Genomic DNA, 16,840 nt, shown 5'->3' on the forward strand with positions numbered 1-16,840 from the left:
TCTCCTGCTCTCCTTATCAGAACTGCATATAATAGAAATCCGCGGGGTTTGAACCCGGTCCGTAAGAGCCGAATATCACGACTGCATAGAACAGCACTATGAATATCAGCGACTGGAAAACAAAATTCTTCTTGCATATCTGCTCACGCAGCGTAGTCTGTGAACGTTCCTGTTTCAGGGATACTATCAGCATCACTGCCATTGCGGCAAGCACTGCAGCTATATCGGCTCTGCACAGCGTTATCGATGTCAGGAACTCCTTGCTGAGAAGTTCAGCGGGGTGCAGGTCTGTCACCGACATATACATCATGTGCATCGCAGTCGAAAAATCAGGTGCAATATCGAAGTAATAGCCCACCAGAACTATCAGGAAAGTCCTGAACATCCGGAATGCGATAAAGGGCTTGTTGGTATTTTCGATATGAAGTTTCTTTTTCCAGTTTTCAAAATTGCTCTCCAGCAAGGTCGATACCATTATGATACCGCCGTTCCACACGCCGAAAGCCACATATTTCCAGTTAGCGCCGTGCCATACACCGACAACGATAAAGGTTATCAGCGAAGCCAAGCTTACAGGCAGTACCTTTGATATCTTCATGCCGAACTTAGCTTTCAGTGCCTTGCCCATTTTCTGGAAAGGCTTTGACATTGCCACGGGATAGAACAGGTATTCCCTGAGCCATGCACCGAGGGTGATGTGCCAGCGGTGCCAGTAATCAGAGATATCCTTAGCAAAATAGGGGCGTTTGAAGTTTTCAGCCATATTTATGCCGAAAAGCTGTGCCACACCTCGGGAGATATCTATACCGCCCGAGAAATCAGCGTAAAGCTGAACTGCGTAGATAAGCGCCGTAAGCAGCACCGCTGTGCCCGAAAAGCTGTCACAGTCATTGGGTACAGTCTGCACCGCGCCAACCAGACGGTCAGCGATGACCAGCTTTTTGAAAAAGCCCCAGGTTATCAGCAGAACGCCCTGCTTTATATTTTCAAATCTGATGCGCTCACCCTCGTAAAGCTGATGGGCGAGGTCGCTGTAAAAGGCTATGGGTCCCTGCACTATCTGCGGGAAGAAGGACACGAACAGCAGGAATTTCAGATAATTCCGCTCAGCCTTGTACTTTTTGCGGTAGATGTCGATGATATACCCCATCGACTGAAAGGTATAAAACGAAATGCCCAGGGGCAGGAACAATCCCAGATTGGGGACGCTTGTCCGCCCTGTTATAGAGTTTATGGTATCTGCAAAGAAGTTGAAATATTTCAGAAACGCCAGAACGCCTAAGTTCAGCACCAGCACCGAAGCGCATATACGCTTTTTGCCGATCGTTACCTTATCCTTGAAAGCACTCTTTTCTTCCTTGCTCCACTTGCCTTTCTGCGACTTCAGATAGGCATCCTTTTTCTCGATGTAGCTTTCCAGCCACAGTCCTCCGCCGTAGGTAGTCGCAGCGGTCATTATGATGAAGCCGATGTACTTAAGACAGACTATCGCATAGAATCCCATGCTCGCCAGCAGAAGCACCCACCATCTCTTATTTTTCGGGAAAATACCGTATAACAGCAGACATACCGCCACATACAGCAGGTAATTTATCGAAGTATAGCTCAAGTTATTACCTCCGCTGCGGTGAATTCAAGGGGTATGTCGCGATGTGTCCGCGCTGTTCGCTAAGTCCGTCTTTTTCGCTGTAAAGAGCCACTGCGGGCATATCTCTCGAAAGGAATGCCGCGATGCCCTCAGCCACGGAATATGCACCGCACTTTGAAAATGCGATGATATCCCCTCTTTCAAGGGTAGGCAGAGTTGCCTTGCGCACAAGGATATCCGCGGTGGTACACAGACTTCCGCAAAGGCAGTAGTCGCTTTCCTCACCCGATCTATCCAAGACTTCTATTGGCGGAACTTTCATAGCCATGTTCTGACCGTAGTAGTTCACATGATTTATACCGCCGTCGCATATCACGTAATTAATATCATTTGTGGTCTTAATGTCCATTACTTTGGTCAGATAGCTTCCGCATACAGCCGCGAAGAATCTGCCCATCTCAACTGTCAGGGGATACTTCTTAGCAAACGCTCTCACTACCTCGGACACTTCTTCAAGCAGCGCAATATCGGTGCTTTCGGTAAAGTCCTTGTAATACTCCACCGCCAGCCCCGTGCCGTACTCAATATGCGAGGGCTTGTAGCCATGCTCGTTTTCAAGCTCGGTGCAAAGCTCATCTAAAAGCGAAAGCTCCTTTTCGATGGTCTTCACCTTAGTCTTCTGCGTACCTGTAAAATAATGCAGACCTATTATCTCAACGCCCGCGAACTGATCTCTGCGGTCGATAATGTCCAGAAGATCGGACTTATCCATACCAAACTGACTTCCATGTGCCAGCCTGAGTATCATCTTCACCCTGCCGCCGTTTTTAACTGCGCACTCGTTTATAAGTTCAGCGTGCAGTTTGCTTTCGGCTGTGAATATCGCAACGCCGTCAGCATAAGCGCGGGCGATATCCTCCTCTGTCTTGTTCACACCCGAGAAAATTATCTTGTCAAGTGGCGCACCCACTTCTTCGCATATGCTCAGCTCACCCGGAGAGCATACTTCGATATACGAAAACTCCTCGGGCAGTGCCGCCAGCAGAAAAGGGTTCGCCTTTATGGAATAGCAAAGCCCGACCCTGTCACCGAAGGCATTTTTTACCGCCGCTGTGCGCTTTGCGAAAGCATCGGTATCAAACACATAGCAGGGCGTGCCTAGGGTGTGAGCCGCCTTTTTTAATATCTCTTTCTCCATGCCGCGGTATCAGTCCTCGTCCTGAAGCTTTTCGATGAGAGCCATCATGCCCTCGATGCTGTTGAAGTTATCGGGCACAAGATTGCCCACCTCTATCTCGATATCAAACTCATCGTTCATAGCTGTGACCATTGATACTATATCGAATGAATCCAGTACGCCGTCGGTTATGAGCTGCTTTTCATTTTCAAAATCCACATCGGGTCTTATCTCTTCCAGTAATTCAAGAAGCTGTTCTTTCATAGTTTGTTCCTCCTACGTTTTACCTTAAATCCTTACTTCATCATATCCGCAAGTGTGCGCATATCTGTCTTGCCGTTTGCAAGACGCGGGAGCTCTTCAAGCTGTATCAGCTTGCGGGGCACCATAAATCCGGGGAGTATCCCCCTGAAATGCACCGCTGCCTCCTTGACCGTTGCCGTACCTGTGTAGAAAAGATAGATAAGCTCTTTCTCCTTGAGGTACATGGCACAGCATTCTCTGATGCTTTCCAGTCTAAGTGCGGCATTTTCTATCTCCGAAAGCTCCACCCTGTGACCAAGGTGCTTTATCTGTCTGTCCTTACGACCCTTGAACCAGAGAATTCCGCTTTCATCGAATATCCCGTAATCTCCTGTTTTATAGATAAGTTCATTGTATGCACCGTTCAGCGGGTGCTGAATGAACGAACCGTCTGTAAGTTCCTTATTGTTGTAATATCCCAGCGCGAGTATAGGTCCGCTGACGCATATCTCGCCCTGTTCGCCTGTTTTCACAGGCTTGTTTTCATCGTCAAGCAGGAATACCCTGTAATTCCTGTAAGGTCTGCCGATGGGGAGAGTGTCACCCTCCTCAACGATACCATCAACCTCGTGATAGGTACAAGATGCCGTACACTCCGTAGGTCCGTACTGGTTGACAAACTTACATTCGGGAAGTTCCTTCTGCCATACTCTAAGGGCACTGCAGGGCATCACCGAGCCCGAGAAGCATACTTTTCTCAGGTACTCAGGCTTTTCGCCCTCAAAGGCTTTCAGCTTGACAGCTATGGTAAATACCGAAACGCTCCAGCCCACTGCGGTGATTTTCCTCTCGTTCATCACCCTGAAAAGCTCTGCGGGCATCATGAAGCACTGTTTTGGTATTATAAACATAGATGCACCAGTGAATATGGGCACATAGATATCCCTTACCGCCGCGATATAATCAAGGGGCGACTGATTGCCCAGCACATCGCTGTCATCGATCTTCATGACTTCGAGATACGCGCTTATGTAGCACATCAGTGACATCATGGAAGTTATAACGCCCTTAGGCTTGCCTGTTGAACCCGAGGTGAATATCACGTAAAGCGGGTCATCAGCGCAGGCATAACGCGCCCTTTCATCGAGGGCAGGCTGATCTATCTCGTGAGCCGCAAGTTCCTCGGCTGATAGTATCTCGCCCTCAAAGCCCAGTTCGCGGGCTGTTTTCATTCCCTCCTCGTCTGCGATGAGCAGTTTCGGCTGAAGCACCGAGAGTATATCCCTTAGTCTCGCTTTTGGCTGAGTGCTGTCCATAGGGGCGTAGAAGCAGCCCGCGTACACAATACCCAGGAATATCACCGGGGTATGGACACGTCTGCCCGACATCACAGCCACAGGACATCTTGCGGGTATCTTCTCCGCAAGGGCACTGCCTATACGCTTTGCGCGTTCGGTGACCTCAGAAAAACTCAGGCTCTCATCACTGTCGGAGTAGGCAATTTTAGTGTTGAATCTGTCCGCTGTTTTTTCCAGCAGACGAAGTACATTCAGTTCCATTTTTTGTTCTCTCCTGCTATTATATCTATTGTGGAAATGTGCATCATTATCCACCCTATCATTGTATCACTTACTGCCGTGAACGTCAATATCCATTCTTCACAATTACGATATTATGCATTTCTCAATTGTTATCATAATTGAGTATTTTTGGACTTTCTGTTAACGCACAACGGTTTCGATGATTGAAAAAGTACAAAAAAGAGGACAAGCAGCGCTAGCGGATTTCGCGGCAACAAACCTGCGACCAGAACAAAGCTATGCCGCGAAGGGAGCTTTGGCTCAAGCCTTTCGCGAAAGGCTTGCGGAGAGCTCGAGAGGCAGAGTCTCTCGGTCAAGGCACAAAAGCGACGTGGCAACAAAGCAACAAATAGCACAGCGAACGACCGACCTAATAAGGCGCGGCAATATCAAAATTGAGAGCGTGAGCCAAACTTTGACATACGCACAAACTATCCGCGTAAAAATATTGCCGCGCCCGCTGTCAAACAGCGAAGCGTCTTTGACAGCTCGACCCGAGGAACGAGGGGTGACAACTCGCAAACTGACGATTAACAGCAAACCATCGACTATACCAACAAAGTCCGATTTTATAGGGGCGGAATGACATCCTGTTTAAACGCTACAAAGTGTGGCACTCTTATCAACACGTACTGCGGTGGACAGGTCGCCACTTGCGGGTCGAGTCATCGGAAACGCTGTCGCTGTCCGATGACGGCGCGGCAATTTATTTACGCAGACAGAAAGAGCGTGGACGTTCGTTTTGTCCACGCTCATATTGTTGTTATTGCCGCGCCCTATTGGGTCGGTAGGTTGCTTTGCTATTTACAGCACTCTTGTCACGTTAGTTTTGCGCCTTGAGTTGAGGGCTCTGCCCTCAAACTCCCGCAAGCCTGCTAGCGCGAGGATTGACCGCGCGCTTTATTTCGCGGCATAGTATGTCTGGTGCGCCGGTTTGTTTCCGCGCTCCACCAATCTCTACATCTTCCCATGACACTGCGAACAATCTCCACAGCACCCCGAACAGCTGCACTTTCCGCGGTTCCTGAAACAGTGTACTCCAGCTCCCGCCACCGCCGAGATTATCAACGTCAGAAGCACTATATCCACAATGCTCATATCACACACCTCCGAAAGCCATGCCGATAAGTCTTACTGCCAGCGCTGCGCCCCAGGCTATGGCACACTGCCAGATTATCAGCGTCAGCGCCCATTTTTTGCCAAGTTCCCTCTTGACCGCCGCTATCGCCGCAACACAAGGGGTATACAGCAGTGAGAACACCAGCAGACAAGCCGCACCCAGAGTTGTCAGCGCACTGCCCACATCGCCTGAGAACAGCACTTCCAGCGTTGATACCACGCTCTCCTTAGCCATAAATCCGCTTATCAGCGAGGTAACTATCCTCCAGTCGCCCAGACCGATAGGTGCAAACAGCGGTGAAAGCAATCCTGCCGCTGCTGCGAGTATGCTCTTTTCCGAATCCTCCACCATGTGCAGGTTCATATCAAAGCTTTGCAGGAACCATATCACAACCGAAGCTATCAGTATCACCGAGAACGCCCTTTGCAGGAAGTCCTTGGCTTTATCCCACAACAGCTGACCCACGTTCTTCGCCGCAGGCATACGGTAGTTGGGAAGTTCCATCACGAAAGGCACAGCCTCGCCCTTGAATACCGTGACTTTATATATGCACGCCACAAATATTCCCGAAAGTATGCCCAGCAGATAAAGCCCGATAAGTATCCCCGCGCTTTTCCCGGGGAAGAAAGCCGCCGCAAAGAATGCATATATCGGCAGTTTTGCAGTACAGCTCATGAACGGTGTGAGCAGTATCGTCATTTTTCTGTCGCGCTCACTGGGCAGTGTCCTTGTGGACATTACCGCAGGCACAGTACAGCCGAAACCTATCAGCAGGGGGACGATACTTCTTCCCGAAAGTCCTATCTTTCTCAGCGCCTTATCCATAAAGAACGCCACACGCGCGATATATCCGCTGTCTTCAAGCAGTGATAGGAAGAAAAACAGCGTCACGATTATGGGCAGAAAACTCAGCACACTGCCAACGCCCGCGAATATTCCCTTTACCAGCAGGCTGTGGATAACTTCGTTGACCCCCGCCCTTTTCATAGCGCCGTCCGCCAGAGCAATGAGCTTGTCTATGCCCTTTTCCATCAGCCCTTGCAGACCCGCGCCTATCACGCCGAAAGTCAGCCAGAAGACCAGTGCCATTATGGCGATGAATGAGGGTATCGCCGTGAATCTGCCTGTCAGCACCTTGTCTATCTTTCTGCTTCGGATATGCTCCTTGCTCTCATGGGGTCGTTTCACCGTTTCGGTGCAGACCTTATGTATGAAAGCGAACCTCATATCCGCGATAGCCGCACTTCGGTCAAGACCTCTTTCCTTTTCCATCTGTGCGACGATATGGTCAACTGCATCTATCTCGTCCTGTTCAAGGCAGAGTTGTTTCATTACCAGTTCGTCGCCCTCGATGACCTTGCTTGCCGCGAATCTCACGGGAAGTCCTGCGCGGGTGGCGTGGTCTTCTATCAGGCAGGCGATGCCGTGCAGACATCTGTGTACCGCGCCGCCGCAGTTCTTCTCATCGCAGAAATCCTGCCGCATGGGTTTTTCCTGATAACGTGCAACGTGCTCTGCATGGTCGATAAGTTCATCAACACCCGAATTCTTAGCCGCAGATATAGGCACCACAGGCACACCCAGCATAGCTTCCATCTCGTTGATATCCACGCTTCCGCCGTTGGCTGTCAGCTCGTCCATCATATTCAGCGCCACCACCATGGGCACATCCATCTCGATAAGCTGCATTGTCAGGTACAGATTTCGCTCTATGTTGGTAGCGTCCACGATATTGATTATACCTCTGGGCTTTTCGTCCAGCACGAAGCTTCTGCTGACGACCTCCTCAGCGGTATATGGCGACATGGAATATATTCCCGGCAGGTCGGTCACGCGGGTGTTTGGGTGACCCTTGATAGGTCCGTCCTTGCGGTCCACCGTTACACCGGGGAAATTGCCCACGTGCTGATTCGAGCCTGTCAGCCTGTTGAAAAGTGTGGTCTTGCCGCTGTTCTGATTTCCCACCAGTGCGAATGTCAGCTTTACGCTTTCCGGCAGAGGTTCGGGCTTTTCAGGGTGAGCCTCATGAAAACGTCCGCCCTCACCGAAACCGGGATGCTCACGCTTTTTCTTACGTGGCTTTTCCTGAGCTTTCTCGCTCTCCTTTGAAAGCTCCGTCACCTTTATCTCCGCCGCGTCAGCCATACGCAGGCTAAGAGAATATCCGTGGATAAGCAGTTCCATGGGGTCTCCCAGCGGAGCGTACTTTACCACCTTGACCTCAGCCCCGGGTATAACTCCCATATCCAGAAAATGCTGTCTCAGCGCACCCTCTCCGCCGACCTCGGTTATCACCGCGGCCTTGCCTATCTGCAATTCTTTGAGTGTCATTCCTAATTACCTTCCTTAATACGAACTTCCCTGTTTGCTATATATGCAAACATTCTGTCCGATATGCATTGTTATAATCGTCTAACCTAGTTTACCTTAACTAACTTTATTATAGCACTTCACCTTTCCTTTTGCAATAGCAGAGTGGAAATTTAATTTTTTATTTACATTTCCTTACATCAAAAAAGCTGAATGACGCACGCCATCCAGCTTTTTATCATATCAATATGTTTATTAGTATCACTCGCCGTCGGGAAGTCTCTGCGCCAGCTTAGCGGAATACTCTGCCCTGAACGCGCCGAAACGTCCCTCGTCAAGGGCTTCGCGCATACGCTCGGTGAGGGTGTTGTAGAAGTACAGATTGTGCATTACCGCAAGTCTGCCCCCCAGCTGTTCCTCGGATTTGAACAGATGCCTTACATAAGCTCTGCTGAAATTTCTGCAGCAAGGACAGTCGCACTGTGGGTCAACAGGACGGTCATCTGTTTCAAAACGCTTGTTTTCGATATGGATTATACCGTTCCATGTGAACATGGTACCGTGGCGGGCATTTCGGCTGGGCATTACGCAGTCGAAGAAATCTATGCCGCGGTAAACCGCCTCGATAAGATTCGAGGGAGTACCCACACCCATGAGATAACGGGGCTTGTCCTTGGGCATATAAGGCTCAACCTGCTCGATAACGTGGTACATTATCTCCGTAGGCTCGCCAACTGCAAGTCCGCCGATGGCAAAGCCCGCACAGTAGTCCAGCTCGCGGATAGTCTTCATATGCTCGATACGCAGGTCATCATATGTACAGCCCTGATTTATGCCGAACAGCATCTGGTCGCGGTTTATGGTCTCTTCAAGTGAATTCAGCCTTTTCATCTCCGCGATACATCTGTGGAGCCATCTTGTAGTACGCTCGCAGGAACGCTTTGAGTAGTTATACTCAGCAGGGTTCTCAACACACTCATCAAAAGCCATAGCAATAGTTGATGCAAGGTGAGACTGTATCTGCATACTTTCTTCGGGCCCCATGAATATCTTTCTGCCGTCAACATGGCTGTTGAAGTACACGCCCTCTTCCTTTATGCGCCTGAGCTTCGCAAGAGAGAATACCTGAAATCCGCCGCTGTCGGTAAGTATGGGCTTGTCCCAGTTCATGAACTTGTGAAGTCCGCCCATCTTGTATATCACATCGTCCCCGGGACGAACGTGAAGATGATAGGTATTGCAGAGCTCCACCTGTGTTTTCAGCTCGTTTTTAAGGTCGATAGAAGACACTCCGCCCTTTATCGCCGCGGAAGTTCCCACATTCATGAAAACGGGGGTCTGTATCGTACCGTGAACTGTCTTGAATTCGCCGCGCCTTGCGGCACCCTCTTGCTTTAATAACTTGAACATAGCTACCTCATCTATCCTGTAAATTTATTCTGTCGTCTTGTACCATATGCTTTACGCCATCGAAAGGCTTAAAAAGCTCCGTCCTGAAAAACTCGGGGTAGAACTGCCTTTTTTCTGTCATCGGATCTATCCAGCAAAGATGCTCGGTGGTATCGCCCTCTTTGAAATCCATTCCCACGGGCTCAAAATCATCGGGCACTTTCATGTAAAAATAGTAAGCCACCTCATAAATAAGCTTGCCCTCATGCGGCTCAGCATCGCCGTAAAAATAGTTTTCCTGAATGAACCCCAGTCTGTCGATACTAAGCCTGACACCCGTTTCTTCAAACACCTCGCGGACTATCGCCTGCTCGGCAGTCTCGCCGAATTTGACCCGTCCACCCACGGTGTAAAGATAATCCGAATGGTCATTACAAGCCATCAGCAGTCTGCCGTTCTTCGGTATTATAGCGCAGACACGGATATTTATAAATCCGTCACCGCATACCGCGGTCATATCTTCATTCATACCGCCCTCTCAAATCCCAGCATATCTGCCGTCAAATCCAAACATTTCCTTTACTTCCATAAACTGCCGGATCCGCTGTTCTTCGTTTCTGCCTGTGAGCCTTTTTATGATAACGAATCCGTCACCCGAACCGCCCGAGATATCCATAGCGGCATAATAAACTTTCAAGCCCTTGTTATCCATCTCTTTGATGTAAACATTTTTCACATCACACAGTCTAAAAAGCTGACCGTCCGTATCAAAAACATACTCACTGCCCAGATATATGCTGCTGCCGTTTATCCTGCGGGCAGTTTTCATATCGCTGTATATCCTCTCAGCACCGTCTTCTTCGGTTATCTTTTTGAAGAACTCCATAGCGGGAAAAGGCTTGTTGCCGTAAAAGCACAGCATCGAAAGACCGAAAAGCAGTGATATTATCATCAGCACCATTAGCATGGTCTTATCATCTGTTCTCTGCATACCCACATAGAACAGTGCCGCAAAAATCAGCCCGCCTGCCATACTAACTATCTTTGTACGCCATATCCCCGCACTGCTGTATCTGGCTGACATTCCGAGAAATCTGTCTATCTCGCCGTACATCTCTTTTTCACGCTCGCCGGTAAACGGGAGCTCCATCTTGCTTTTCATGATTTTTTCTCCTGTTGTCTTTTGTCCTTTATATCGGGATATTTCTCTCTTTATATAACGCAGTATCCCCCGACCGCGACACTGCATTTCTATATATTATAGCACATCACAAAAAAAATTGCAACAAACGAATATTAAATATTTTTCCGCTCATACTATCCTCAAAACGGAGATGATACCATGCACAAAGCAACAACAGTATTTCCCGCACCGCCCTCAATAATAACTTCGGCGGCTGTGGGCGGTAAAAAAGAAAACGAAGGTCCCTACGGACAATATTTCGACAAGATCAACGATGATCCCTATTTCACGCGGGAGACCTACGAGGAGGGCGAGAGCCAGCTTCAGAAGCAGGCTGTGCGAATAGCCTTGGAAAAAACAGGACTAAAGGAGGATGACATTGATGTTCTCATCGGCGGCGATCTTCTCAACCAGTGCGTCGGCACAACCTATGGGCTCAGGGACTACAACCTGCCCTTTCTCGGCATTTACGCCGCCTGCTCGACTATGTCAGAGGGGCTTCTGCTGGCTTCCATGCTGGCGGCGGGGGGATTTGCGGACATCGCAATGGCTGTCACTTCATCACACTTCTGCACCGCCGAAAGGCAGTACCGTATGCCCCTCAACTACGGTGGACAGCGTCCCCCCACCGCCCAGTGGACAGCTACCGCAGGGGGAGCCCTTGCAGTGTCCCCCAAGGGAAGTGCGCCCTATGTACGGGGCGTGACCATCGGTCGGATAGTTGATATGGGAGTGACAGATGCCAATAACATGGGTGCCGCCATGGCTCCCGCGGCTTATTCTACTATACGTGAATTCTTCCGTGATACAGGAATGTCCCCCTCGGATTTCGACCATATCGTTACAGGCGACCTTGGAAAAGTCGGCAGCCGACTGCTGTGTCAGATGGGCGATGATGACGACATTGATATCCGCTCCCGCCACCTCGACTGCGGGCTGATGATATATGACAGCGAAAGTCAGGACGTTCACTCGGGGGGAAGCGGCTGCGGCTGTGCGGCAAGTATGCTCTGCGGATACTTTGTCCCTGAGCTTAAAAGAGGCAGACTGAAAAATATTCTCTTTGCCGCCACAGGTGCTTTACTATCACCCACAGTCAGCCAGCAGGGCGAGAGCATACCCTCGGTGAGCCATCTGGTGTGGCTGTCATCAGAGAAAGGAAGTGGGCAGGAATGATATATCTCTATGCGTTTTTAGTCGGCGGCATACTATGCGCCATAGGTCAGCTGCTTATCGATTTCACCAAGCTGACCCCCGCCCGCATACTGACCGCTTATGTGGTCGCGGGAGTAGTTCTGGGCGGTCTGGGGATATACGGCAAGCTTCGGGATATTGCGGGCTGTGGTGCAAGCATTCCCCTGACAGGCTTCGGCTCGCTTATGGCTGAGGGTGTCCGCCGCGAGATAGAAGACAAAGGCTTCCTCGGCATATTCACGGGAGGTCTCACCGCAGGCGCAGGAGGTATCGCCGCTGCCATGCTCTTTGCTTTTCTCGCATCACTGGTATTCCGCAGCAAAGGCAGAGAGTGAGCAGCTATCGGAATAATAATGAATAACAGCTGTCCCGCAGAAGAGGGATATTTTTGATAATTTGATAAAAATAAGCCAAAACCTCTTGATTTTTTCGCCGCGATATTATATAATAGTATTTAAGGTTGTTAAATTTTGAACGACTTGGGTCTTTCGGACTTATATGTCGTTTACATCAGTTCAACAACAAACGAATCCGCCTCGGCGGAAATATTAAGAGAGAGGTGTCACTAAAATGGCAGGATTAAACAAAGTCACTGTTGAAGACATTAATGTTAAGGGCAAAAAGGTACTCGTAAGAGTTGATTTCAACGTTCCGCTGAAGGACGGCGTTATCACTAACGATAACAGAATAACCGCTGCTCTGCCCACTATCAACAAGCTGGTAGAGAACGGCGCAAAGGTAGTTCTTTGTTCTCACCTTGGCAAGCCCAAGAACGGTCCTGAGGCTAAGTTCAGCCTTAAGCCCGCTGCTGACAGACTTGCTGAGCTGGTAAGCACAAAGGTAACTTTCGCAGCTGATGATACTGTTGTAGGCGACAACGCTAAGGCAGCAGTTGCAGCTATGAACGACGGCGAGATCGTTGTTCTGGAGAACACAAGATTCAGAGGCAACGACGAGACCAAGAACGGCGAAGAGTTCGCTAAGGAACTGGCTGAGCTGGTTGACGGTCAGGTATTCGTTATGGATGCTTTCGGTTCTGCTCACAGAGCTCACGCTTCCACAGCAGGCGTTACCAAGTTCGTTAAGGAGACCGCAGTTGGTTACCTGATGCAGAAGGAGATCAACTACCTCGGTAATGCAGTTGAGACTCCTGTTCGTCCTTTCGTTGCTATCCTCGGCGGCGCTAAGGTTGCTGACAAGCTGAACGTTATCTCCAACCTGCTCGAGAAGTGCGATACACTCATCATCGGCGGCGGTATGGCTTACACATTCCTGAAGGCTCAGGGCAAGGAAGTTGGTAAGTCCCTCGTTGACGATACCAAGATCGATTACTGCAAGGAGATGATCGCTAAGGCTGAGGCTAACGGCAAGAAGCTCCTCCTGCCTATCGACACCACTGTTGTTTCCAACTTCCCTGATCCTATCGACGCTGAGATCGCTGTTGAGATCGTTGATTCCGACAAGATCCCTGCTGACAAGGAAGGTCTGGACATCGGTACCAAGACTCAGGCTCTGTTCGCTGACGCTGTAAAGAGCGCAAAGACTGTTGTTTGGAACGGACCTATGGGCGTTTTCGAGAACCCCACACTGGCAGCAGGTACTATCGCTGTTGCTAAGGCACTGGCTGAGACCGACGCTACCACAATCATCGGCGGCGGCGACTCCGCAGCAGCTGTTATCCAGCTGGGCTTCGCTGACAAGATGAGCCACATCTCCACAGGCGGCGGCGCTTCTCTCGAATACCTCGAGGGTAAGGTTCTCCCCGGCATCGACGTTATCGCTGACAAGTAATTTTAAGCGATACATCGCTTGATATGTAATTTCAGACACTTCTGCTGTTTCGGCAGAAGTGTCTTTTTTATACATTAAAATCACTTAACTGTACATTAATTTTAACTGTTGATATCTTCCATAAATCGACTTCGTTATTTGTTCAATGTGTATCTTGAAACTGTGATAAAAGTGTGATAAAATAATGATATAAGAATATGACAGACAGGATAATAATGTCATCAGTGAAGGAGTGAGGCGGCATGAGAAAAAAGCTGATTTCCCTGTTATGCTGTACCATGATGCTGTGTTCCGCCGCTGTACCCGTCCAAGCTGATGAAAACACCTCCGATGCAGGAGAAAAAACTGTTATCAGTGAAGACACAAACCCCAATACGGGCACTGTTACCCTCGGTACAGTGAGTGTTGCGCTGGCAGGCTGCGTAGTGCTGGTGTTCAAAAAACGGAAGTAAATTTACATATCACGCGAAACCCCGCAGAGACTTCTGCGGGGCTTTTGCATTTATGAACTGAATTTACTCTCCATGAATCTCAGAAGTGCATTAACCTGCGATGGGGTATTGAATGCTGAGGGCGAGAACCTCACCGCTCCCCTCTTGCCGGTACCAAGGCTTTCATGGGCGAGTGCTGCACAATGCATACCGCCACGCAGGGCAAATCCACCCTCGCTGAGTTCAGCGACGGTCTCTTCGGAAGTCCTGCCCTTGATATTGAACGACACTATGGGCACACGTGGCATATCCCTGTCGTATATCTCTGCCCCCAACTTTTCAAGACCTTTCTCGAACATCTCGCAGAGGTTCTTCTCGTGGCGCAGGATAGTTTCCGTACCCTTGCTTTTTACAAAATCAAGCCCTGCACCCATTCCCGAAAGCCCCGCAGTGTTCAGGGTACCGCTTTCAAGTTTTTCAGGCATATATGGAGTCTGCGCCAATTCACCCGAGGTCGCTCCTGTGCCGCCCTCAATTATGGTAGAAAGCGGATATTCCCCACTGCTTATCAGCAGACCCGTACCAACAGGGCCGTACAGCCCCTTCTGTCCCGAAGTGCATATAAAACTTATCCCTCCACCGACCTTCACAGGAAGCACCCCCGCCGCCTGTGCGCAATCGCAGATAAAGACTATATTCCGCCTTTTGCAAAGTTCAGCGATCTCATTATAAGGCAGTATCCGACCGGTAACGTTGGATGCCGCCATACAGCACACGCACAGGGTATCGTGACGGATAAGCTTTTCAATGCCATCGATAGTACGCTCCACATCGGGAAATATCTCCGCTACCGAACACTTCACCCCGCTGCGCTTTGTCAGCGCGAAAACAGGTCGGCTGACGGAATTATGCTCCCACACGCTTATTATGATATGCCCGCCGAACTGCATTATACCCTTTATCGCCATGTTGAGGGCATAGGTGCAGTTTGGCGTGAAAGCGGTGTTCTCCGTCTCAGCCCCGAAAAACTCAGCCGCGCTTTTTCTCACCTTGTATACCCTCTCAGCAGCTTCAAGAGAAAGCCTGTGCCCTCCCCTGCCCGGATTTCCCCCGAGAGTCCTCACCGCATCTGCCACAGCCTGACGCACCGAATCGGGCTTGGGGTAAGTTCCCGCTGAGTTATCGAAATTCACCATAGTGTTCTTTACCATGCCAGACTCCCCCTATAAACTGTATATCCCCTTAAAAGGAATATTCTTACGTTCCAGCTTTAGCGTTATCAGGTCGGGGTCATCCCTGACCACTATGGAGTACCCGCAGCCGCTGCCTATATTCTTACGAGTTCGCTCCACCTCGCACCAATACCCCAGAGAATTAAGATACTCCTTGGCTTTCATCGCGTAGGTTATGCTGCTCATCGTTATCATAGTCTTTTTCATGTGAAACTTCCTTTCCTTGTTTTTTATATGGTATGCAATAAAGTCGGGAAGTGTGAATCACCCAATATCCTGCAATTTACATACTTGACAAAGCTTTATTTAAGGTGTATAATTGCTTAGAATACGGTTCGTATTTAAGTATATTGAAGAAAAATTAAGGAAGGTTTTATTATGTGCATTAAAAAGATCACGACAGGTCTGCTGGCACTCACTATGGTGTTCAGCGGGGCAATTATGCCAATGGGTACGATCGCTGCTGAAACATCCATCACTGCCAGCGCAGCAAACAAAACATATAACTACAACGGATATCAGTATATCGTCCTTGAAGACGGCACACTGGAGATAACCGCCTTTGATGCTGCTGCCAACGGATGCAAGGGCAAGCTGGAGATCCCTGCGACGATCAACGGCAAAAAGGTCACAAGCATAGGCAAATACGCATTCCACGGCTGCACAGCTTTCAACGAACTGCATATCCCCGAGGGCGTTAAGACTATCTCTGATTTTGGTTTTTATGAGTGCAGCAGCGTGAAGAAGATCGTTTTTCCCAAAAGCCTCACAACTATATGCTACTGCGCATTTGATAACTGCAAGTCCCTGACAGCTATCGATCTTCCGGAAAACATCAAAGACATCGGTATTTTTGCGTTTAGCGGCATTGTAAATGTCAAGAGCGTCTTAATTCCCAAGAGTGTTGTTTCCATCGGCGAGGGCGCTTTCGGCTATAAGTATGTGGGAAGATTCAGTGTTCAACAGATGGATGATTTCACCGTAAAAGGCTATAAGGGTTCGGCTGCTGAAAAGTACGCTTCTGATTACGGTTTCAAGTTCATCGCCGAAGCCGAGAAAACAGACGGAGAGACCAAAAAGATCAAGGGCGACCTGAACGGCGACGGCAAGGTAAATGTTACCGATACCACCAAACTTGCCGCATTCCTCAAAGGCAAAATTTCTCTACCTGAGGGCGTTGATGCTGACATTAACGGCGATGGCAAGATCAATGTCACCGACCTGACACTGCTTGCAGCCTGCGTCAAGGGTTACAGGATCCTATAATAATACAAAAACCGCCCGAAGCGCTGTGAACCGAACCATTAAAAACGTACAATGACAAAAAAGACCTCCTATGGTATAATAGAAACCATAGGAGGTTTTGTTATGGCAAGAAGTTACAAACACATACAGCAGTATGAAAGAGAAATACTTGAACTTAAAGAAAGAGGCATGACGCAAAAGGAAATAGCGCAGCAATTAGGATTTACAAAAGAACAAGTAAAAGAATTCTTTCACCGTCAGCATAAGAAAGAGCGAAAGATAGCCGCAGGTATAGCCTTAAAAAAGAAAGGTCGTCCGCCCAAAGATAATAAGATCACCCAAACTGATAAGGTTAAT

The 16,840-nt window shown here is 49.1% G+C and carries 17 protein-coding genes; 6 read left to right on the forward strand and 11 right to left on the reverse strand.

Annotated elements, in window-relative coordinates; all coding sequences use genetic code 11:
* Positions 1–16: 16 nt before the first annotated feature.
* From BM265_RS04055 to BM265_RS04095, 9 genes are all read right to left on the reverse strand, one after another.
* Positions 17–1,609, reverse strand: coding sequence for an MBOAT family O-acyltransferase (locus tag BM265_RS04055; RefSeq protein ID WP_074960226.1), 1,593 nt, complete (start codon positions 1,607–1,609; stop codon positions 17–19).
* Between the two features lie 4 nt (positions 1,610–1,613).
* Positions 1,614–2,786: an alanine racemase gene (locus tag BM265_RS04060; protein WP_074960227.1), complete on the reverse strand. Its 1,173-nt coding sequence runs from the start codon at positions 2,784–2,786 to the stop codon at positions 1,614–1,616.
* Positions 2,787–2,795: 9 nt separating this feature from the next.
* Entirely contained in the window at positions 2,796–3,029 is a 234-nt protein-coding gene (locus tag BM265_RS04065; RefSeq protein ID WP_013497742.1) for an acyl carrier protein, read from the reverse strand.
* 32 nt (positions 3,030–3,061) lie between these two features.
* Positions 3,062–4,567, reverse strand: coding sequence for an amino acid adenylation domain-containing protein (locus BM265_RS04070; protein ID WP_074960229.1), 1,506 nt, complete (start codon positions 4,565–4,567; stop codon positions 3,062–3,064).
* Positions 4,568–5,545: 978 nt separating this feature from the next.
* On the reverse strand, positions 5,546–5,686 hold the full coding sequence (locus BM265_RS19950; protein WP_177219538.1) for a hypothetical protein: 141 nt from the start codon (positions 5,684–5,686) through the stop codon (positions 5,546–5,548).
* Position 5,687: 1 nt separating this feature from the next.
* The gene (feoB, locus tag BM265_RS04080) at positions 5,688–8,039 is read right to left on the reverse strand and encodes a ferrous iron transport protein B (protein ID WP_074960231.1); all 2,352 of its coding nucleotides are present in this window, start codon (positions 8,037–8,039) and stop codon (positions 5,688–5,690) included.
* 240 nt (positions 8,040–8,279) lie between these two features.
* The gene (tgt, locus tag BM265_RS04085; RefSeq protein WP_074960233.1) at positions 8,280–9,428 is read right to left on the reverse strand and encodes a tRNA guanosine(34) transglycosylase Tgt; all 1,149 of its coding nucleotides are present in this window, start codon (positions 9,426–9,428) and stop codon (positions 8,280–8,282) included.
* 7 nt (positions 9,429–9,435) lie between these two features.
* A complete protein-coding gene (locus BM265_RS04090; RefSeq protein WP_074960234.1) occupies positions 9,436–9,936 on the reverse strand; it encodes an NUDIX hydrolase in 501 nt (166 codons plus the stop codon).
* Positions 9,937–9,945: 9 nt separating this feature from the next.
* Complete coding sequence (locus BM265_RS04095) at positions 9,946–10,569, reverse strand: hypothetical protein (protein WP_074960236.1); 624 nt, start codon at positions 10,567–10,569, stop codon at positions 9,946–9,948.
* 180 nt (positions 10,570–10,749) lie between these two features.
* On the opposite strand from BM265_RS04095, the gene BM265_RS04100 reads away from it, so the two are divergent.
* The 4 genes from BM265_RS04100 to BM265_RS04115 all read left to right on the forward strand — a co-directional run bounded on the left by BM265_RS04100 (position 10,750) and on the right by BM265_RS04115 (position 14,027).
* Positions 10,750–11,766: a stage V sporulation protein AD gene (locus tag BM265_RS04100; RefSeq protein ID WP_074960238.1), complete on the forward strand. Its 1,017-nt coding sequence runs from the start codon at positions 10,750–10,752 to the stop codon at positions 11,764–11,766.
* The gene (gene spoVAE / locus BM265_RS04105) at positions 11,763–12,119 is read left to right on the forward strand and encodes a stage V sporulation protein AE (RefSeq protein WP_074960239.1); all 357 of its coding nucleotides are present in this window, start codon (positions 11,763–11,765) and stop codon (positions 12,117–12,119) included. The genes BM265_RS04100 and spoVAE overlap by 4 nt, the downstream gene beginning before the upstream one ends.
* Positions 12,120–12,354: 235 nt before the next feature.
* The gene (locus BM265_RS04110; protein WP_074960241.1) at positions 12,355–13,575 is read left to right on the forward strand and encodes a phosphoglycerate kinase; all 1,221 of its coding nucleotides are present in this window, start codon (positions 12,355–12,357) and stop codon (positions 13,573–13,575) included.
* Positions 13,576–13,817: 242 nt separating this feature from the next.
* Positions 13,818–14,027 (forward strand): NPXTG-anchored protein, encoded by a 210-nt coding sequence (locus BM265_RS04115; protein ID WP_074832098.1) that lies wholly within the window; start codon positions 13,818–13,820, stop codon positions 14,025–14,027.
* A gap of 50 nt (positions 14,028–14,077) precedes the next feature.
* Here BM265_RS04115 and BM265_RS04120 read toward each other — a convergent pair whose 3' ends face one another.
* Positions 14,078–15,217 (reverse strand): aminotransferase class V-fold PLP-dependent enzyme, encoded by a 1,140-nt coding sequence (locus BM265_RS04120; RefSeq protein ID WP_081358350.1) that lies wholly within the window; start codon positions 15,215–15,217, stop codon positions 14,078–14,080.
* A 12-nt stretch (positions 15,218–15,229) separates the two neighbouring features.
* Positions 15,230–15,445, reverse strand: a complete 216-nt coding sequence (locus tag BM265_RS04125) for a putative Se/S carrier protein (RefSeq protein ID WP_074960242.1) — start codon at positions 15,443–15,445, stop codon at positions 15,230–15,232.
* Positions 15,446–15,616: 171 nt separating this feature from the next.
* Between BM265_RS04125 and BM265_RS04130 the strand changes: the two genes are divergently transcribed.
* Both BM265_RS04130 and BM265_RS04135 read left to right on the forward strand, forming a co-directional pair.
* The gene (locus BM265_RS04130) at positions 15,617–16,504 is read left to right on the forward strand and encodes a leucine-rich repeat protein (RefSeq protein WP_074960244.1); all 888 of its coding nucleotides are present in this window, start codon (positions 15,617–15,619) and stop codon (positions 16,502–16,504) included.
* 102 nt (positions 16,505–16,606) lie between these two features.
* A partial coding sequence (locus tag BM265_RS04135) for a helix-turn-helix transcriptional regulator (protein WP_074960246.1) occupies positions 16,607–16,840 on the forward strand: 234 nt, incomplete at its 3' end.

The sequence above is a fragment of the Hominimerdicola alba genome, assembly GCF_900112155.1.
Taxonomy (GTDB): Bacteria; Bacillota; Clostridia; order Oscillospirales; family Ruminococcaceae; genus Hominimerdicola; species Hominimerdicola alba_D.